This window comes from Marinobacterium ramblicola, assembly GCF_019084545.1.
Lineage (GTDB): Bacteria > Pseudomonadota > Gammaproteobacteria > Pseudomonadales > Balneatricaceae > Marinobacterium_D > Marinobacterium_D ramblicola.
Window position 1 is genome coordinate 39,246 of record NZ_JAHREP010000004.1, and the last position, 18,237, is coordinate 57,482.

Here is an 18,237-nt window from a genome sequence, read left to right on the forward strand (position 1 = left end):
CATCAGGTCAGCTTGAGAATGCCGGCCGGCAAGTGCAGCTCTAGCAGGAAGTTGAACAGCAGATAGATCGACACCGCACTGCCCAGGCCGGTCAGCCCTGCCGGTATCGGTTTTGCGCCCATGCGCCAGCAGAGCACGGCGACCATCAGCGTGGTGGAGATCACGAACCCAAGCGGCGCCAGCAACGCGGCAAATATCAGCAGCAACACCAGCACAAAGCCAAGGTCGAGCAGTGTCTTCATGCCCGGCCACTCCTGGTCGGGATCGGGTTTGACGATGAGGTAGACGCTGGAGAACCCGAGAATCACCGCCAGCAGCAGCGGGAAGGTTTCCGGTCCGACAGCCTCGACACCGCCAAAAGGCTCGGGGAACAGACTGGCCTCCCAGCCGTACACGACGGCCAGGAGGAGCATCAGGATTCCCAGGATGCGATCGCCGATCATTTGATCAGACCGATCTCGGTAGACAGATCACGGATTTCCTTCACCTGCTGCTGGACGAAGGCTGTGAACTCCGGACCGGATTTGTGGAAAGGCATCAGACCGTTCTGCTGCATCACCTGCTTCCAGTTGTCGCTCGCGTAGACACCATCGATGGTCTTGGTCCACCACTCGAAGGCATCATCCGGAACACCGGCGGGCAGGTAGAAGCCACGCCAGTTCGGCGCGATCGCATCGATACCCTGCTCTTTGGCGGTCGGCATATCGGCATATTGACCCGGCAGGCGCTCTTCGGACATCACCGCCAGCACACGCAGGTCGCCGGACTCGACGAAGCCGAGCACTTCGGACACGTCACCGGTGAAGCCCTCGATATGGCCACCGACCACCTGAGTGATCGCCTCGCCACCGCCGCTGTAGGCCAGGTACTTGATCTTCGGCAGGTTACCGACACCGGCAGCCTTCGCCGCGATCAGCACTTTCAGGTGGTCCCAGCCACCGGCCGCGCTACCGCCGCCGAATTTGACCGACGTCGGGTCCTCTTTCAGCGCGTCCATCAGCGCGTTCAGATCCTTGTAGGGGGAGTCCTTGGATACCGCGATCACGCCGTAGTCCGCTCCCAGAGCGCCGACCCACTTGACCTGGTCAGCGTTCATGCCGACGAACTGGCCCTGCGCCAGACGGGTGGTGGTAGCGGTACTGGCCGCAACCAGCAGCGCGGTATCGCCTTCACGCTTGGAAACGGTATGCGCAAACGCCACACCGCCACCGGCGCCCGGCATGTTCACGGTCTGCACGTTGCCATCGATATACTTCAGATCGGAGAGGATCTTGCCGACGCTGCGGCAGGTGAAGTCCCAACCACCGCCCGGGTTGGCCGGTGCGATACACTCGGCGGAGCGTGCCGGTTCGAAAGCGAAGGATTGGGAGGTTGCGAAAACGAGTGAGGTAGCAAGCAGCAGCTTGCGAACGGAACGTTGCATCAGCGTAATCTCCAACTTTGTTGTTGTAGTGTTGTCGGCTCGATCTTTTTTGGGGGCAATCGAGCCCTGCGATACCAGTTGCGGTATCCGATCACGCTGAAAAGATAGTGCGCAGTATCCTGGTTAGATAGCTAACGCAATTAAGAAGTTTTTAATACTTAAAGCCCTTTTTGTGCATATTGTTCACGGCATCCTTGTGCAGCATCAGCTCAAGCGAGCCGCCACCCCGTCATGCCTGTTCGAGACGGAACATATAACCCGTCGTCGGATTCACAATAAGCGCAGCACACACCATTGCCACTAAAACAGATCCTTCAGCCGATAGTAGAGCATGCCCAGCGCCAGCAACGGCGAGCGTAGCGCCGGTCCACCCGGGAAGGTCATATGCTTGACCCGGTCGAAGATATCGAACCGCTCCGCCTGCCCCGACAGCAGCTCGGCGATGACGCGTGCCGCCATATGGGTGGCGTTGACGCCGTGGCCGGCATAGGCCTGGGCATAAAGAATATTGGGCGCATCGGGCAATCGGCCGATCTGCGGAAGACGGTTGGCACCGATGCCGATCATACCGCCCCACTCGTATTCGACCCGGACCCCTTTCAACTGCGGGAATACCCGCTCCAGGTTGGGCATCAATGCCCCGGTGATATCCCGTGGATCGCGTCCGGAGTAGTTGCACAAACCGCCGAACAGCAGACGTCGATCGGCCGACAGATGGAAGTAATCCAGCGCCACGCTGAGATCGGCGAAGGCCATGTTTCCTGGGATAATGTCACGGCACTGCGCTTCGCTCAGCGGTTCGGTGGCGATCAGGTAACTGCCGGCGGGCAATACCTTACCGCCGATATGGGGCTCCAGCTTATGGCCGATGTAGGCGTTGCCGCACAGCACCAGGTAGCGGCAGCTGACCTCGCCGGAGGGTGTGACCACCTTGGGCTTGTCACCCTTGATGATCTTCTCGGCCGGGGTGTATTCGAAGATCTGCACACCCGCATCGCGCGCAGCACCTGCTTCACCCAAGACCAGGTTCAGCGGATGCAGATGACCGCTGCCCATATCGATCATGCCGCCCAGGTAGCGCTCGGAGCCGATCACCTCATGCATCTGCTCGCGCTGCAGGATACGGGTTTCGGGCTGATAACCCAGGCTCTGCAGGAACGCCTGGTCCTCCTCCAGTTCGCGCATATGGCGTGGTTTCAACGCCAGGTCGCAATAGCCCATCTGCAAGTCGCAATCGATAGCATGACGGGACACCCGATCCCGTACGATCTCCACCGCTTCGATCCCCATGCGGGCGATGGCGTCGATCCCCTCGCGGCCGATCTCGCCGGCAAACTGCTCGATGCCGTGGCCTATACCGCGAATCAGCTCGCCGCCGTTGCGCCCGGAGGCGCCCCAGCCGATCCGGCGCGCTTCCAGCAGGGCTACGCTGAAGCCGCGCTCGGCCAGCTCCAGGGCGGTATTGACGCCACTGAAGCCGCCGCCGACGACGCAGACATCGACACTGATCACGCCCTCCAGCCGCGGATACTCGACCAGTTCGCGCGCGGTCGCGGTATAGAAGGACTCAGGATGACGTTCCGTGTGCACGGGGGTGTTCATAGATGCTCCATAGTCACGAATGCGAACACATTCTATCGAATTCAGGGCAGCGGCTGCTGCTGGGTAATACAGTGGATATTGCCGCCGCCGAGCAGGATTTCCCGCCCCGGCACAGTCACCACCCGACGCTCCGGATACAGGCGCTGCATCAACTCCTGCGCAGTCGCATCGGCCGGATCGCCAAACCGTGGCATGATCACGCCGCCGTTGACCAACAGGTAGTTGATATAGGAGCCGGCCAGGCGGATAGAGGGATCCCGCGGCTGGCTGCCGTCATGATGATCGACACCGGCGCACTCCTCGGCGGTCGCATACAGCGGTCCGGGGATCGGCATACGATGCACCTTCAGTGTGCGGCCGGCCGCATCGGTGGCGTTGGCCAACCTGTCCAGCGCCGCATGACAACTCTCATAGTTCGGATCGGTCTTGTCATCGGTCCAGGCCAGCACCACCTCGCCCGGACGCACGAAGCAGCAGAAGTTATCCACATGGCCGTCGGTCTCGTCGCTGTACAGCCCCTCAGGCAACCAGATGGTCTTGCTGATACCCAGGTACTGCTGCAGTTTCTGCTCGATCTGCTCGCGACTCATCTGCGGATTGCGGTTGGCATTGAGCAGGCACTCCTCAGTTGTCAGCAGGGTACCCTCGCCATCCACATGGATCGAGCCGCCCTCCAGAATGAACCCGTCGGTGCGGTAACGTGGACAACCCTCTATTCCCGCCACCTTAGCCGCCACCTGAGCGTCCAGATCCCAAGGGAAGTAGAGGCCGCCCTGCAAACCGCCCCAGGCGTTGAACTCCCAATCCACGGCACGCACTTCGCTGCCGTTGGTGACGAAGGTCGGTCCAGTATCGCGCATCCAGGCATCGTTGCTGGAGATCTCCAGCACGCGGATGCGCGGGTGCGCCAGCTGACGGCAGGCGTTTTCATACTGCACAGCGCTGACGCCGACGCTGACCGGCTCGAACTCGGCGATGGCCCTCGCCACGGCGGTGAATGCCGCCTGCGCGGGCTTGGCGCCCAAGCGCCAGTTGTCCGGACGCTCCGGCCAGAGCATCCAGATCTGTTTCTGCGCCGCCCACTCGGCCGGCATATGGAAGCCGTCGGCGGCGGGTGTGCCATTGAGTCTATTCATGTTGCTGCCTCTCTATTTGGCACTATAGCCGGTCAGTCCGCTGGTGCAGCCATCCAGGCTGCCGATGGCGCCGTACAGCTCCGGACGGCGATCACGGAATACCCCCCAGCCTCTGCGTACTTCAGCGAGTTGATCCAGATCGAAGCTGTGCACCAGTACCGCCGTCCCCTCACGCGGCGCTTCCTGCACCAGTTCGCCATGCTGGTTGGCGATAAACGACGAACCGTAGAAGGTGATACCCACCTCATCCTCCTGCTCGCTGCCGACCCGGTTGGAGGCGATCACCGGCGTCAGGTTGGCTGCGGCATGCCCCTGTTGGGTACGCTGCCAGTGGCGACGTGAATCCAGCGTTGCGTCCTGCGGCTCGCTGCCGATGGCGGTGGGATAGAAGATCAGTTCGGCGCCTTTCAGCGCCAGACAGCGCGCGGTTTCCGGGAACCACTGATCCCAGCAGATCCCAACCCCGATGCGGGCATAGCGGGTATTCCAGACCTGGAACCCGGTATCCCCCGGCGTGAAGTAGAACTTCTCGCTGTAGCCCGGGCCATCCGGGATATGGCTCTTGCGATACAGATTCGGCAGCACGCTGCCGTCGGCATCGATCACCGCCACCGAGTTGAATCGCATCTGTCCCTTACGCTCGTAGAAGCAGATCGGCAGCACCACCTGCAGCTCGGCGGCGATGCGCGAAAAATGCCGTACCGCCGGATTCGCCTCCAGCGTGGTTGCCAACGCCAGATGCTCCGCCTTCTGCTTCTTGCAGAAATAGGGCGTCTCGAACAGCTCCTGCAGCAAAATGATTTGTGCACCCTGGGCATGAGCCTGGCGCACCAGCGCCTCGGCGCGCTCTATATTGTCGTTGCGATCGTCACTACAGGCCATCTGTGTTGCGGCAACACATACTACACGGGACATTGTTATCTCCTCTATCAGACAGTATGCAGGTACCAGGAGTACTCCAGATCGGAGATGGTACGTTCAAATTCGGCCAGTTCGCTCTCTTTGCAGGCGATAAACACATCGAGGAAATCGCTGCCGAGATACTCATTCATCACCGTTGAGCCAGCCAGCGATCGCAGCGCATCGCGCAGGTTGTTGGGCAGTGTCGCCGGGTACTGCTCGTAGGCGTTGCCGACGACACTGGGCGGTGGCTCGATCTTGTTGGAGATGCCGTAGTGCATCGCCGACAGCATCGCGGCCATCATCAGGTAGGGGTTGGCATCGGTGCCGGCAACGCGGTGCTCGATACGGGTGGCTGCCGGGTCGCCGCCCGGAATCCGCAGCGCCGTGGTGCGGTTCTCGACGCCCCAGGTGGGTGCCATCGGTACAAAGAACTCCTTGCTGAAGCGGCGGTAGGAGTTGATATTGGGACAGAGGATGGCGAAGTACTGCTCCAGCGTCTCCAGCAAGCCGCCCAGCGCCCAACGCAGCATATCGTTGGCCTGTTCGTCGTCATCGACGGCAAAGATATTGCGCCCCTCGCGATCCACCAGGCTGATATGCAGGTGCATGCCGTTACCGGCCTGATCGGCATAGGGCTTGGCCATGAAGGTGGTATCCAGCTCGTGATCATAGGCCACGTTCTTGATCACCCGGCGCAGCAGGGTGGCGTTATCGCAGGAGCGCACCGGATCGTCCACATGCATCAGGTTGATCTCGAACTGCCCCGGTGCCGACTCGGCAACGATGGTATCGGCCGGCAGCCCCTGGGAGCGGGCGGTAGTGATGATATCCATCAGCAGATCGGTGTACTCATCCAGCTCATCGATGGAGTAGACCTGGACACTCTCCGGCCGCTTGCCGGAGATCGGCGAGCGCGGAGGCTGGGGACGACCGGAGAGGTTCTCCTGGTCGATCAGGTAGAACTCAAGTTCGAAGGCGGTCACCGGCGTCAGGCCCAGCTCCTTGAACTTGCGCACGACGCTTTTCAAAATCATCCTCGGATCGGCAAAGAACGGCGTATCCCGATCCTCGTACATCGACATCAGACACTGTGCGATGGGACGCTTCTGCCAGGGCTCCATCGCCAAAGTGCCCGGTATCGGGAAACAGATACGATCCGCATCCCCTATCTCCAGTCCCAGCCCGGTCTCCTCGACCGTGGTGCCCTGGATATTGAGACCGTACAGCGAGGCCGGCAGCGCTATGCCTTTGCCGTAGGCCTTGGTCAGCGCCGACCTGTCCACCCTTTTACCCCTGACGATGCCGTTCATATCGGCGATCAGGAGATCCACGAACTGCAGATCCGGATGTTCTTTAAGAAAAGCCTCAGCCTCGTTCAGACTGGGAACATCGATATCTTCCGAGCTTACGTAACTCATTATGAGCACCCGTTTTTATGTAAAGTATTTCAATCAATCAGGTTGGTAGTTGGGGTCCAATCCGGGCCCAGATTTCTGAGCCACATCAATCAATTACGCACCATTTCTGTTCACCCGGTTCATCGGTGTGCACTGCATCGATGCCATACCATTCTGATTTGAAAATATTTTCCGGAAAATACCACCCGGGGGGTATTGTTGGCCCCGGCTCGGTAACGCGATGATCTGTCCACAGACTGTCGTGAAATAAAACGAACACCCAAATGAGCGACAGCCGTGAGTCCGCCTCGGGGCGGTTCAGTATCAAGGGTGTCGTAGCCTACATAACAACCGAGTATTCAACATGGAAGCGGACCTGGAACGCTGGCTGAAAGAACAGAAGATTACCGAGGTGGAGTGTGTGGTCAGTGACCTGACCGGCATCGCCCGCGGCAAGATATCCCCGGTGGACAAGTTCATCGCCGAAAAGGGGATGCGATTACCGGAGAGCGTGCTGCTGCAGACCGTCACCGGTGATTACGTCGAGGATGAGATCTACTACGCCCTGCTCGACCCGGCCGATATCGACTTCATCTGCAAACCCGACCCCCGTGCCGCCTACCAGATCCCCTGGACCATCGAAAAAACCGCCCTGGTTATCCACGATACCTATGATCGCCACGGCAACCCCGTACCGCTCTCGCCGCGCAACGTATTAAAGAAGGTGCTCGACCTGTATGCCGAGCGAGGCTGGCGACCGGTAGTCGCGCCGGAGATGGAGTTCTACCTGACCGAGCGCTGCGCCGACCACGACCTGCCGTTGAAGCCGCCCACCGGACGATCCGGCCGACCGGAAACCGGCCGCCAGTCGTTCTCGATCGAAGCGGCGAACGAGTACGACCCGCTGTTCGAGGATATGTATGACTGGTGCGAGATGCAGGGGCTGGAGATCGACACCCTGATCCACGAAGAGGGCACCGCGCAGATGGAGATCAACTTCCTCCATGGCGATCCGCTCGAACTGGCCGACCAGGTGTTCGTATTCAAGCGCACGCTGCGCGAAGCGGCGCTGAAGCACAATGTGGTCGCCACCTTCATGGCCAAGCCGGTGACCAACGAGCCCGGCAGTGCGATGCACCTGCATCAGAGCGTGCTCGACATCCGTACCGGCGAAAACGTGTTCAGCACGGCGGATGGGGAGAAGAGCGAACTCTTCCTCAGCCATATCGCCGGGCTGCAGACCTACATCCCCAGCCTGATCCCGATGCTCGCGCCCAACGTCAACTCCTTCCGCCGTTTCCTGCCGGACACCTCGGCACCGGTCAACGTGGAGTGGGGCGAGGAGAACCGCACCTGCGGTCTGCGCGTGCCGGTGTCCTCGGCGCAGAACCGCCGGGTCGAGAACCGCCTGCCGGGCGCCGATGCCAACGTTTACCTGGCGATCGCCGCCAGCCTGCTGTGCGGTTATATCGGCATGGTCGAGGGGCTCTCCCCCAGCGCTCCGGTCGAGGGCCGAGCCTACGAGCGGCGTAACCTGCGCTTGCCGCTGACCCTGGAAGCGGCCAACGAGCAGATGGAGCAGTGCCCGGTGATCCGCCGCTACCTCGGCGACCTGTTCGTCGACGGCTACGTCGCCACGCGGCGGGCCGAGATGGAAAACTTCAAGCGCGTGATCAGCTCCTGGGAGCGCGAGTTCCTACTGCTGTCCGTGTAGACCCTGAAACATCGAAACAGATCAATAACGACAAACTCAGCGATCCGACCCATAACAGAAATAAAAAGGATGCAGACATGAGTCAATTAGCCAGTTCCCCTCAACCGCCACCCACCGGCGGGCAGTACAACCTCCGGCGCGACACCCCGTCCCACCGGAGCAGCCTCACAACTGAAAAACATTGGACCTGTACCCTTGAGGAGAGAACATGAAACCCACTATCCGCAACACACTGCTGGCCATGACTCTGGGAGCCGCCTGCACCGCCGCCCAGGCCGAACAGAAAGAGCTGCACGTCTACAACTGGTCTGACTACATCGCCGAAGACACCCTGGCCAACTTCGAGGCCGCCACCGGTATCAAGGTGATCTACGACGTGTTCGACAGCAACGAGGTGCTGGAAGCGAAACTGCTCTCCGGTCACTCCGGCTACGACATCGTCGTGCCCTCCAACAGCTTCCTGGCCAAGCAGATCCGCGCAGGCATCTTTATGGAGCTGGATCGCGGCAAGCTGCCGAACTGGAGCAACCTGGATCCCTCGCTGATGAAGACCCTGGAAAAGGCTGATCCGGGCAACCGGCACTCCTTTCCCTACCTTTGGGGCACCACCGGCATCGGCTACAACGTGGACAAGATCAAGGAAGCACTGGGTGTAGACGAAATCACCTCCTGGGACGTGATCTTCAAGCCGGAAAACATCGCCAAGCTGAAGGAGTGTGGCGTGTCCCTGCTCGATGCACCGAGCGAGATCTTCCCGGCCACCCTGAACTACCTGGGTGAAGACCCCAACCCGACCAGCCCCGACGCCATCGCCAAGGCGGAAAAAACACTGCTGGAGATCCGCCCCTACGTGCGCTACTTCCACTCCTCCAAGTACATCACCGACCTGGCCAACGGCGACATCTGCCTGGCGGTAGGCTGGTCCGGGGACATTCTGCAAGCCAAGGATCGCGCCATCGAAGCGGACAACGGCGTCAATGTGGCCTACAGCATCCCGCAGGAGGGTGCCGGTACCTTCTTCGACATGCTCGCCATGCCGGCCGATGCCAAGAACGTGGCTGAAGCCTACGCTTTCCTCAACTACCTGCTCGAGCCGAAGGTGATCGCCGCGGTGTCCGACTACGTCGCCTACCCGAACGGCAACGCTGCCGCGACCCAGTATGTCGATGAGGAGATCCGCAACGATCCGGGCATCTATCCGAGCAAGGAGACCAGCGAGAAGCTGTACACCTTCGCCGACCTGAGTCCGAAAGTGATACGTGCCATGACCCGCAGTTGGACCCGCATCAAGTCAGGCCAGTAAACGGTTTAGGAGAGACAGCATGACAGCTTCCCTGGCTATCAATGAAAAGATGAGCGCTGCGACGCAGGACGAGATCCTGCGTATCGACAGCGTGAGCAAACTGTTTGACGATGTGCGCGCGGTCGATAACGTCTCACTGACGATCAACCGTGGCGAGATCTTCGCCCTGCTTGGCGGCTCCGGCTCGGGTAAATCGACCCTGCTACGGATGCTCGCCGGATTCGAAAAACCCTCCCAAGGACGCATCTTCCTCGACGGACAGGATATTACCGACCTGCCCCCCTACGAGCGTCCGATCAACATGATGTTCCAGTCCTACGCCCTGTTCCCGCACATGACCGTGGCGCAGAACATCGCCTTCGGCCTGAAGCGGGACAAACTGCCCAAGGCGGAGGTAGAAGCCCGCGTACAGGAGATGCTGTCACTGGTACACATGGATAAGTACGCCAAGCGCAAGCCACACCAACTGTCCGGCGGCCAGCGCCAGCGCGTGGCCCTGGCACGCTCCTTGGCCAAGCGTCCGAAACTGCTGCTGCTCGACGAGCCGATGGGCGCGCTGGACAAGAAGCTGCGTACCCGCATGCAGCTGGAGGTGGTCGAGATCCTGGAACGTGTCGGCGTCACCTGTGTCATGGTGACCCACGACCAGGAGGAGGCGATGACCATGGCCGGTCGCATCGCCATCATGGACGAGGGCTGGATCGCCCAGATCGGCACCCCGACCGATATCTACGAGAGCCCCAACAGCCGCATGATTGCCGAGTTCATCGGCTCGGTGAACCTGTTCGAAGGCGATATCGTCGTCGACGAGCACGACCATGCCATCATCGAGTCTCCCGCCACCCCACAACCGCTCTACGTCAGCCACGGCGTCTCCACCAACGTGCAGAACAAGCATGTCTGGCTGGCGGTGCGCCCGGAAAAAACCCTGATCACGCGGGACAAGCCGGACGCCGAGTACAACTGGGCCCTGGGCCGGGTCCATGATATCGCCTATCTCGGCGGCTTCTCGGTGTTCTACGTAGAACTGCCCAGCGGTCAGATCGTACAGTCGGTATCGGCCAACAAGGAGCGGCGCGCCGATTACCCACAGTGGAACGAGAGCGTCTATATCAGCTGGGAGGCCACCAGCGGAGTGGTGCTGCGATCATGAAAGCTCTCAGCCTGAAACCGACCCTGAAACTGCCCAACGGCCGCATCTGGACCCTCGGTGTCCCCTACTTCTGGCTGCTGCTGTTCTTTGCCCTGCCCTTCCTGATCGTACTGAAGATCAGCCTGTCGAGCATGGCGATCGCGATTCCGCCCTATGAGAGCCTATTCAGCTTCACCGACGAGGTGATGGAGATCTCGCTCAACCTGGGCAACTTCCTGCTGTTGCTGGATGACTCCCTGTACGTGTCGGCCTATCTGAACTCGCTGCAGGTGGCGTTCTTCTCCACCCTGGGCTGCCTGTTGATCGGCTACCCGATGGCCTACGCCATGGCGCGCTCGACGCCACGCCAGCAGACCATCCTGCTGCTGTTGATCATGCTGCCCTCCTGGACATCCTTCCTGATCCGGGTCTACGCCTGGATGGGCCTGCTCAGCGATACCGGGCTGATCAACAACTTCCTGCTCTGGCTGGGGCTGATCGACTCGCCGCTGCGGATGATGAACACCAACTTCGCGGTCTATATCGGCATCATCTACGGCTACCTGCCGTTCATGGTGTTACCGCTCTACGCCAACCTGGTCAAGCTCGACCCCAGCCTGCTGGAGGCGGCCTCCGATCTGGGCTCGCGCAGTCTGCACACCTTCTGGACCGTGACCCTGCCGCTGTCCAAAGGCGGCATCATCGCCGGCTCCATGCTGGTATTTATCCCGACGGTGGGTGAGTTCGTGATACCGGAACTGCTCGGCGGTCCCAACTCGCTGATGATCGGCAAGATCCTCTGGCAGGAGTTCTTCAATAACCGCGACTGGCCGGTGGCCTCGGCACTGGCGATCGTCATGCTGTTATTGCTGATCATCCCGATCGCCCTTTTCCACCGCTATCAATCCCGCCAGATGGAGGCCGAATCGTGAAAAAGCTTTCATTCTCCAAAGTGATGCTCTGGGCCGGCCTGGCATTTCTCTACGTGCCGATGCTGATCCTGGTGATCTACTCCTTCAACGCCTCGAAGCTGGTCACGGTCTGGGGCGGCTGGTCCACCAAATGGTACGGCACCCTGCTGGAAAACGAGCAGATCCTGGACTCGGTCGGCACCAGCCTCAGGATCGCCTTCTTCAGTGCCAGCATGGCGCTGATCCTGGGCACCATGGCAGCGTTCGTCATGGCCCGTTTCCGCCACTCCTGGGGCAAGATGACCCTGTCCAACATGATCTCGGCGCCACTGGTGATGCCAGACGTGATCATCGGCCTGTCGCTGCTGCTGCTGTTCGTACACATGGCCGATACCATCGGCTGGCCGACCGACCGGGGTATGACAACGGTGTGGATCGCTCACTCCACCTTCTGCTCGGCCTATGTCGCCGTAGTGGTCTCCTCCCGCCTGCGCGAAATGGACCGTTCCATCGAGGAGGCCGCGCTGGACCTTGGCGCCACCCCGCTGCAGTCGTTCTTCCTGATCACCGTACCGGTGATCGCGCCCTCGCTGATCGCGGGCTGGTTGCTGGCGTTCAGCCTGTCGCTGGATGACCTGGTGATCGCCAGCTTCACCTCCGGCCCCGGCGCCACCACACTACCGATGGTGGTGTTCTCCTCCGTCCGCCTGGGTGTGTCACCGCAGATCAACGCGCTGGCCACGCTGATCATCCTCGCGGTATCGACCACCGCGCTGCTCGCCTGGTACCTGGCCCGTCGTTCGGAGAAGCGGCAGAAACTGCAGATGCGGCAAGCGGATCTGCAGATGCAGCCGGCGTAACCGCTCCTCCCCGGAAACATGGCCCTTACCGCGGTAAGGGCCACTCTTTATCTCGACTTTCCATCTCCTTTTTTGCTTTCCCTGTCCCAGTACTCAGCCTTAAGCCGAGGCGATACAATCACCGTCTCCGTCAACATACCGGAGCGTCAGGTCTTCAACAGGGTTGGGTAGATGGTCAATATTCCAAAAGTGATCGCAGTCAGTTTGATTGGACTCTTTGTCGCCGCCTGTGCAGCAACGAGCAGTCGGTTTGCGACGTCCGACGAGGTAAGCGCATATCTGGTCAAGCGAACACCCGCGGAGCTGCAGGGAGTCTTGGGCAAGCCCCGTACGATAGAGCATATCGACCCCAATACATCGGTATGGACCTACCACTCTGACATGATTCAGAACAAAAAACCGACTCAGGGGAAGTGCGAGATGATCATTACCTTTGAGGGTGGGGTCGCAGTAAAGGCCGTGGTTAATGCAACCGAATACTCCCCATTCGCTGCACCTTTAGCTACGTGTAACCTGATGCTGGACGGTCTGTGAATCTTCGCACCCGCAAGGCGATCTGCCGGAGTGTCATCGGTCGCTCATCGGCACAGAGCGGACCTCTAACGCAGACTATCTAGTACCATCTGTCTTAACGTCGTGTTTCGCCGGACCACAATCGCTCAACGGCATTGGCATATCCATAAGATCCGAAGCGATTCAGTTTAGACCCTGCGAACATACTGCGTTAACTGAATGTTAAGTTGTACTGTTTCAGAGTGGCGCCATTACTTACATACCGAGCAGAGAGTTATGATTAACAAACTACTGACTGTCGCCCTGGCGTCGATTCTCATGTCGCCGGCCGTAGCCCTTGCTGACCCACCCAACAAAGAACAGGTAGAAGCCCGCCAGAAGCGCATGGAACATGAGCGTGAGAGAGAGCAAAAATACCGGGAGGATGAGCGTGAATACCAGCAGAAGCGGCGGGAAGAGGAGCGAGAGTACCTGAAAAAACAGCGCGAATCAGAACGCGAAGCGCGCAAACACTACGAAGAGATGAAGCGTGAACAGCGCAAGCATCAGGAAGAGATTAGCCGAGAGAACGCCAAAGAGTATGAGGAGTACGAGCGCGACCACTACGAGCGTATCGAGTATGAAAAACGCTCGGAATACAAGCGTTCAGATCGCGGCAGAAGCGACGCGGAATTACTCCGGGATATGGCTAAGGACAGAGCTGTTGAGGCTGTCGGCGCCACCCCAGGCAGTTCCGAGGAAGCCCTGATTCGTCTTGGTACCGATGTGCTGATCGAAAAAACAACCTCAAGCGATTGACGGTACGATTCCGGCTCAGGGGTCAGTAGTGTTCAGAAATCTGTGTCACTTCAGTAGCATACGCGAAACAGGAATGACACATGAACGACAACTTCGATTTCGACAAAGCACTTGAAGCGCTCCGTTCCGGCAAAGACCTGACCGGCAAGGACGGCGCGGGACAGTGCCACAACATTCTGGCACTGGTCGATCACGGCACGCGTGCCAATCTGAGGTTGACGGCATTGATGGATAAGCGCTCCTCCACGATTATCCGGGAACTGCTGATCGCCGTGCTGCGTTATGGAAAACCGCAGTACATCCGCACCGATAACGAGGCGATCTTTACCTCGCGCTACTTTGCGACGGCGCTGCGGCTGCTCGGTATTCACCATCAGACCATCGATCTCGGATGCCCCTGGCAGAACGGGCGGGTGGAGCGGTTTTTCGGTACATTGAAGCGCAAGCTGGATCGGTTGGCGGTCGAATCGTTCGCCGAGTTGGACGGTGCCTTGGGCCAGTTCCGGCTCTGGTACAATCATGTGCGCCCACATCAAGCGCTGGACGGTAGAACACCGGCTGAGGTGTGGGCGGGTGAAACCGTCATTCCCCGTTGTCGGACGGCGGAGTGGTTCGAGGCCTGGGATGGGTTGTTGCAGGGGTATTATCTGCGTCAATAGCCCTCCTCGCGTACCCGCCGAGATGTAGACGGACCCGGTGTCCGGGGTTTGGCTCGCCCCGACTGCCACTTGGCGGGCACTTTGAGCCGAAATCGGTGGCTGTGCGCTGAAAATCATCGGATTTTTGGCCCTATCTCGAACAGCGACGGTGCTTTTTCAGCAGGTTTCATCGAAAAAGCACCTCAAAAATACCCTGATAGCTGTTGCCGGACATCCGGACGGGACACCGGGTCGTAGCCCAGGTCGGTATAGGCACGGTGCAGGTTGCCGGCGGCGTCCCACTGGTAGTTGGTGTGCATACCGGTGACGCTGTCGATCCAGCGCACCATCTGGCCGATGGCGTCGTACTCGTAGCGGATGCTGCGCTCGTGCGCAGCGGCCTGGTAGAGGCCGTCACCGTTGGTATCGATATCCTCGGCCATGCGCTGGCCGGCGAGGTCGTAGCGGTAGACGGTCTTGACGCCGGTGCCCAGGTCGTTGACCTCGAGCAGGCGGCCGGCATCGTCGTAGCTGCGGCGGATATCCTTGCCGTTGGCGGCGTACTCGCGGATCAGGCGACCCTGATCGTCGTACTCGTACAGGGTGCGGCGTCCACCCTGGTCGATCTCTTCGGTGACGCGGCCAAAGGCGCCGTAGAGCTTGGTGCTGGTGACCCGCTGTCCGTCGGTAGTGGAGATCTCGTTGCCGTAGGCGTCGTAGGCCTTGCGTTCGTGGATCTCCTGGCCGTTCTGGTAGGTGATGGTGTCCACCACGCGGCCGAGGCCGTCCCAGACCTGGCGGGACGCGTGACCGTTGGTGTCGATGGTCTGGGTGCGGTTATCGCGACCGTCGTAGGCGTAGCGGGTGGTGTGGCCCAGGGCGTCGGTGGCTTCGACCAGACGATCGCGCTGGTCGTAGACCATATCGACGCGCTGCCCCATGCGGCCGGCATCGACGCGTTTGCCATCGACGATGACTACCCGCATTGCGCCCCGCCAGTACCGGGTATAAGCTGACATTTTCCCGATTCAAGTTCCGATACCACACAGTTTCTGTGTATCGTCGGTGCAATAGAGGAGCAGCGTTCATGCAGCAGACATTAAAGCAGGAGGCTCTGGAATCCCTCCAGCACCTGCCAGACGATGCCGATATCGATGAGATCATGTACCGCCTTTACGTCATAGATAAACTGCACAAAAGCCGCGAAGCCATCAATGAAGGCGATACCATCAACCATGAAGACTTGAAGCGAGAGATTGAACAGTGGTGATCGTGTGGTCAAAACCTGCACGCAAAGACTTGCATCTGCTTCACCAATATATCGCTCAGGACTCCAAACGCTACGCAAAACGTGTCGTCCAAGACACGAGATCTTGCTGGAGGCTCCTCGCCTCGGCAGGATGGTGCCGGAAATTGGTGAAGAAAATGTCCGGGAAATCGGTATGTATTCTTACCGTATCATGTATGAAATATTGGGTAGCACCCTTTACATTCACGGCATCATCCACAAACGGCGGCACTTCGTTCCAAACGATTTACAGCGGTGAACAATCTCTGATCCTCTCCTTCCAGCCGAAGGCACTGTAAAGCTTGGTGCAGGTCACCTGCTGGCCGCCGGTGGCGGCGATCAGGTCATCAAGGAAGTTGTATCGGCTCTCGGTGAAGGACATCGGCAACAGGAAGGCGGTGCGGTCTTCCCATGCGAGTCTTTCGGCCTCTTCGAGGCTACATTGGCTTTCCTTCGCCAACCATTCGATAAAGGGTTGTTTGGGGTGCAATCGCAATACGCCCCGGTTGACCGGGTAACCGGGTAACCGGTGACGTGAATGCCAAGCAGTTTATTGATGATTTTCGGGATCGTCATGGTCGCTGCCTCACAAGTGATATTTGGCCGGGTTACGCCACTCTGTCATGTCTTGGCATGGTTCGTTTACGTGAACATGCAAGGAAGGAGTCTGGGATATTATCTGCGCCGATAGCCCTCCTCGTGTACCCGCCGAGATGTAGACGGATCCAGTGTCCGGGTTTTGGCTCGGCCTGACTGCCAGTTGGCGGGCATCTTGAGGGGCGGATCGACGAGTACGTCGATCTGTGAATATTGGCTGACACAGAGCTATGAACACCCTCCACAGGGCAGTTACGCCTTTTACCCATTCGTGCCGGCCCGGAAGTACTATTTCGTCCACCGACTCGTCCGGGGTAGACTCGCTTCGAACATCAATTCGTGTTGTGGTTTTATTACGTGGGTGACATCGCTTTCCCCAACAAGGTATCTCGACTGTCGGTGATCGTTTTGCTGCTCCTGGCGATGCTATGTCGTGGTGTCTGGAACGCGGCTCTGGCCGAGCATGAGAGGGCTCCGCTGATTGATCCCCTCATCGAGGCTCTCCGGCATAGCCACTATCATCCCCTCAGGCGCTCTATCGCCCTCCAAGGCTTGCTTCAGCTTTTATCCAAGAGCCAAGCACTCATTTATTCTCAGAATAGTTGTTGATGGAGAACTGATATGTTCCCAGCATTGCTTTCTGTCGGCGTGGGAAAAGCGAAAGGTATGCTCATGGCTGCCTGCACGCTTTTGCTCCTGCCGGCAGCCATCGGCCTTTCATCGCAGGCCTTTGCCCATGGTGTCGCTGAAGGTGACGCCATGTTTATTGAGGGTGCCAACGGCATGCAGTTGCTACCCTTTATCTACCTCGGCGCCAAGCATATGGTGACCGGGTACGATCATCTGCTGTTTCTGCTCGGGGTGATCTTTTTTCTCTACCGTATGAAAGAGGTAGGGATATACGTCAGCCTGTTCGCTGTCGGACACAGCGTGACGCTGCTGTACGGGGTCCTCGGCGAGACTCAGGTCAATCCTTATATTGTCGACGCGATTATCGGTTTTTCAGTGGTGTACAAGGCACTGGACAATCTGGGCGCCTTTCGCCGCTGGTTCGGATTGCAACCCAATACCAAGGCGGCCGTGCTGGTCTTCGGTTTCTTCCATGGCTTCGGCCTCGCGACCAAGCTTCAGGACTTCACCTTGTCGGAGGAGGGCCTGGTGGCGAATATCCTCGCCTTCAACGTCGGCGTCGAGATCGGCCAGTTACTGGCATTGGGCGCAATTCTGATCGCGATGAACGCCTGGCGGCGCACCGCCGCTTTTCAACGACATGCGTTTGCCGCCAATGTGGGGTTGATGTCGGCAGGCTTCATGTTGATCGGCTACCAGCTTACCGGGTACCTGACCCTTTCCTGAGGAATCGAACATGCGTGATATTTCTGAACTGAGCCAGGATGGGCTGCCATCCGGCAAGAGTCTGATCAAGGCGACTATCATTGCCCTTGCTATCGCCGGTGTCCTGTTGGTCACCACTGTTTTACCCGCCGAGTATGGCGTCGACCCCACGGGGCTTGGCAGATCGATGGGACTTACTGTGTTGAACGAAGCCAATGCCGGTGAGTCCCAGCCAGAGTCCGGTGCGTTGGCCGAGCCGGCCCCGCTCATGGATACTGCAAGTACCGGTCTTAGCCCGCTCTGGAAGAGTGGTTCGGCGTTTCGTTCCGACGAGATGTCGTTAACCCTGCAACCGCGCCAGGGTGCCGAGATCAAGGCGCTGATGCAGCAGGGAGAGAACTTTGTTTTCCACTGGAAGGCCGAGGGCGGCACAGTGCTGTTCGATATGCACGGTGAGCGCCCCAATGCCGGTGATGAGTTCACCAGCTACTGGCTGGAGCGTGATCAGTCCAGCGCAAGCGGTTCATTCGAAGCGCCGTTCGCGGGAACCCACGGCTGGTACTGGCAAAACAACGGCAGCGAACCGGTGACCATTCACCTGAGTACCGCCGGTTATTACGCCAAACTCTATCGCCCCTGATATCCAGCAATTGGCCTGTTGAACAGATTATGTTTCAGCAAATATGC

Annotated in this window: 20 protein-coding genes; 12 read left to right on the forward strand and 8 right to left on the reverse strand. The window is 59.3% G+C overall.

Annotated features, from left to right (window positions below):
• Positions 1-2 precede the first annotated feature (2 nt).
• From KQ940_RS03805 to KQ940_RS03830, 6 genes are all read right to left on the reverse strand, one after another.
• Positions 3-443, reverse strand: a complete 441-nt coding sequence (locus tag KQ940_RS03805; RefSeq protein ID WP_217411879.1) for a tripartite tricarboxylate transporter TctB family protein — start codon at positions 441-443, stop codon at positions 3-5.
• Entirely contained in the window at positions 440-1,423 is a 984-nt protein-coding gene (locus KQ940_RS03810; RefSeq protein ID WP_217411881.1) for a Bug family tripartite tricarboxylate transporter substrate binding protein, read from the reverse strand. Before KQ940_RS03810 ends, KQ940_RS03805 begins: the two co-directional genes overlap by 4 nt.
• A gap of 300 nt (positions 1,424-1,723) precedes the next feature.
• A complete protein-coding gene (locus tag KQ940_RS03815; protein WP_217411883.1) occupies positions 1,724-3,025 on the reverse strand; it encodes an NAD(P)/FAD-dependent oxidoreductase in 1,302 nt (433 codons plus the stop codon).
• Between the two features lie 41 nt (positions 3,026-3,066).
• The gene (gene aguA / locus KQ940_RS03820; RefSeq protein WP_217411885.1) at positions 3,067-4,161 is read right to left on the reverse strand and encodes an agmatine deiminase; all 1,095 of its coding nucleotides are present in this window, start codon (positions 4,159-4,161) and stop codon (positions 3,067-3,069) included.
• 12 nt (positions 4,162-4,173) lie between these two features.
• Complete coding sequence (aguB, locus tag KQ940_RS03825) at positions 4,174-5,076, reverse strand: N-carbamoylputrescine amidase (protein ID WP_217411887.1); 903 nt, start codon at positions 5,074-5,076, stop codon at positions 4,174-4,176.
• A 14-nt stretch (positions 5,077-5,090) separates the two neighbouring features.
• Positions 5,091-6,482, reverse strand: a complete 1,392-nt coding sequence (locus KQ940_RS03830; protein ID WP_217411889.1) for a glutamine synthetase family protein — start codon at positions 6,480-6,482, stop codon at positions 5,091-5,093.
• A 343-nt stretch (positions 6,483-6,825) separates the two neighbouring features.
• On the opposite strand from KQ940_RS03830, the gene KQ940_RS03835 reads away from it, so the two are divergent.
• The 8 genes from KQ940_RS03835 (at position 6,826) to KQ940_RS03870 (ending at position 14,351) form a co-directional block, all read left to right on the forward strand.
• Positions 6,826-8,175, forward strand: coding sequence for a glutamine synthetase family protein (locus KQ940_RS03835; RefSeq protein WP_217411891.1), 1,350 nt, complete (start codon positions 6,826-6,828; stop codon positions 8,173-8,175).
• A 208-nt stretch (positions 8,176-8,383) separates the two neighbouring features.
• On the forward strand, positions 8,384-9,478 hold the full coding sequence (locus KQ940_RS03840) for an extracellular solute-binding protein (RefSeq protein ID WP_217411893.1): 1,095 nt from the start codon (positions 8,384-8,386) through the stop codon (positions 9,476-9,478).
• 49 nt (positions 9,479-9,527) lie between these two features.
• The gene (gene potA / locus KQ940_RS03845; protein ID WP_425515618.1) at positions 9,528-10,631 is read left to right on the forward strand and encodes a polyamine ABC transporter ATP-binding protein; all 1,104 of its coding nucleotides are present in this window, start codon (positions 9,528-9,530) and stop codon (positions 10,629-10,631) included.
• Positions 10,628-11,542: an ABC transporter permease subunit gene (locus KQ940_RS03850; RefSeq protein WP_217411897.1), complete on the forward strand. Its 915-nt coding sequence runs from the start codon at positions 10,628-10,630 to the stop codon at positions 11,540-11,542. The genes potA and KQ940_RS03850 overlap by 4 nt, the downstream gene beginning before the upstream one ends.
• A 23-nt stretch (positions 11,543-11,565) precedes the next feature.
• Complete coding sequence (locus tag KQ940_RS03855) at positions 11,566-12,381, forward strand: ABC transporter permease subunit (RefSeq protein WP_217412238.1); 816 nt, start codon at positions 11,566-11,568, stop codon at positions 12,379-12,381.
• A gap of 171 nt (positions 12,382-12,552) precedes the next feature.
• Entirely contained in the window at positions 12,553-12,915 is a 363-nt protein-coding gene (locus KQ940_RS03860; RefSeq protein ID WP_217411900.1) for a hypothetical protein, read from the forward strand.
• 255 nt (positions 12,916-13,170) lie between these two features.
• The gene (locus tag KQ940_RS03865; RefSeq protein WP_217411902.1) at positions 13,171-13,692 is read left to right on the forward strand and encodes a hypothetical protein; all 522 of its coding nucleotides are present in this window, start codon (positions 13,171-13,173) and stop codon (positions 13,690-13,692) included.
• Between the two features lie 80 nt (positions 13,693-13,772).
• Entirely contained in the window at positions 13,773-14,351 is a 579-nt protein-coding gene (locus KQ940_RS03870; protein ID WP_217411904.1) for an integrase core domain-containing protein, read from the forward strand.
• Positions 14,352-14,533: 182 nt separating this feature from the next.
• Here the strand turns inward: KQ940_RS03870 and KQ940_RS03875 are convergent, their stop codons facing one another.
• The gene (locus tag KQ940_RS03875) at positions 14,534-15,316 is read right to left on the reverse strand and encodes a hypothetical protein (RefSeq protein ID WP_217411906.1); all 783 of its coding nucleotides are present in this window, start codon (positions 15,314-15,316) and stop codon (positions 14,534-14,536) included.
• A gap of 101 nt (positions 15,317-15,417) precedes the next feature.
• On the opposite strand from KQ940_RS03875, the gene KQ940_RS03880 reads away from it, so the two are divergent.
• Together KQ940_RS03880 and KQ940_RS23175 are read left to right on the forward strand one after the other, a co-directional pair.
• Entirely contained in the window at positions 15,418-15,600 is a 183-nt protein-coding gene (locus KQ940_RS03880; protein WP_217411908.1) for a hypothetical protein, read from the forward strand.
• A 4-nt stretch (positions 15,601-15,604) separates the two neighbouring features.
• Positions 15,605-15,877 carry a type II toxin-antitoxin system RelE/ParE family toxin gene (locus tag KQ940_RS23175; protein ID WP_425515619.1) on the forward strand — a complete coding sequence of 91 codons (273 nt, stop codon included), beginning with the start codon at positions 15,605-15,607 and terminating at the stop codon, positions 15,875-15,877.
• On the opposite strand, the gene KQ940_RS03890 is transcribed toward KQ940_RS23175, so the two are convergent.
• On the reverse strand, positions 15,866-16,108 hold the full coding sequence (locus KQ940_RS03890) for a hypothetical protein (protein ID WP_217411913.1): 243 nt from the start codon (positions 16,106-16,108) through the stop codon (positions 15,866-15,868). The two genes, KQ940_RS23175 and KQ940_RS03890, sit on opposite strands and share 12 nt — an antisense overlap.
• 728 nt (positions 16,109-16,836) lie before the next feature.
• Here KQ940_RS03890 and KQ940_RS03895 point away from each other — a divergent pair.
• Positions 16,837-17,571, forward strand: a complete 735-nt coding sequence (locus KQ940_RS03895; protein ID WP_217411915.1) for a HupE/UreJ family protein — start codon at positions 16,837-16,839, stop codon at positions 17,569-17,571.
• A 10-nt stretch (positions 17,572-17,581) separates the two neighbouring features.
• Entirely contained in the window at positions 17,582-18,190 is a 609-nt protein-coding gene (locus KQ940_RS03900; RefSeq protein WP_217411917.1) for a hypothetical protein, read from the forward strand.
• Positions 18,191-18,237: the final 47 nt, after the last annotated feature.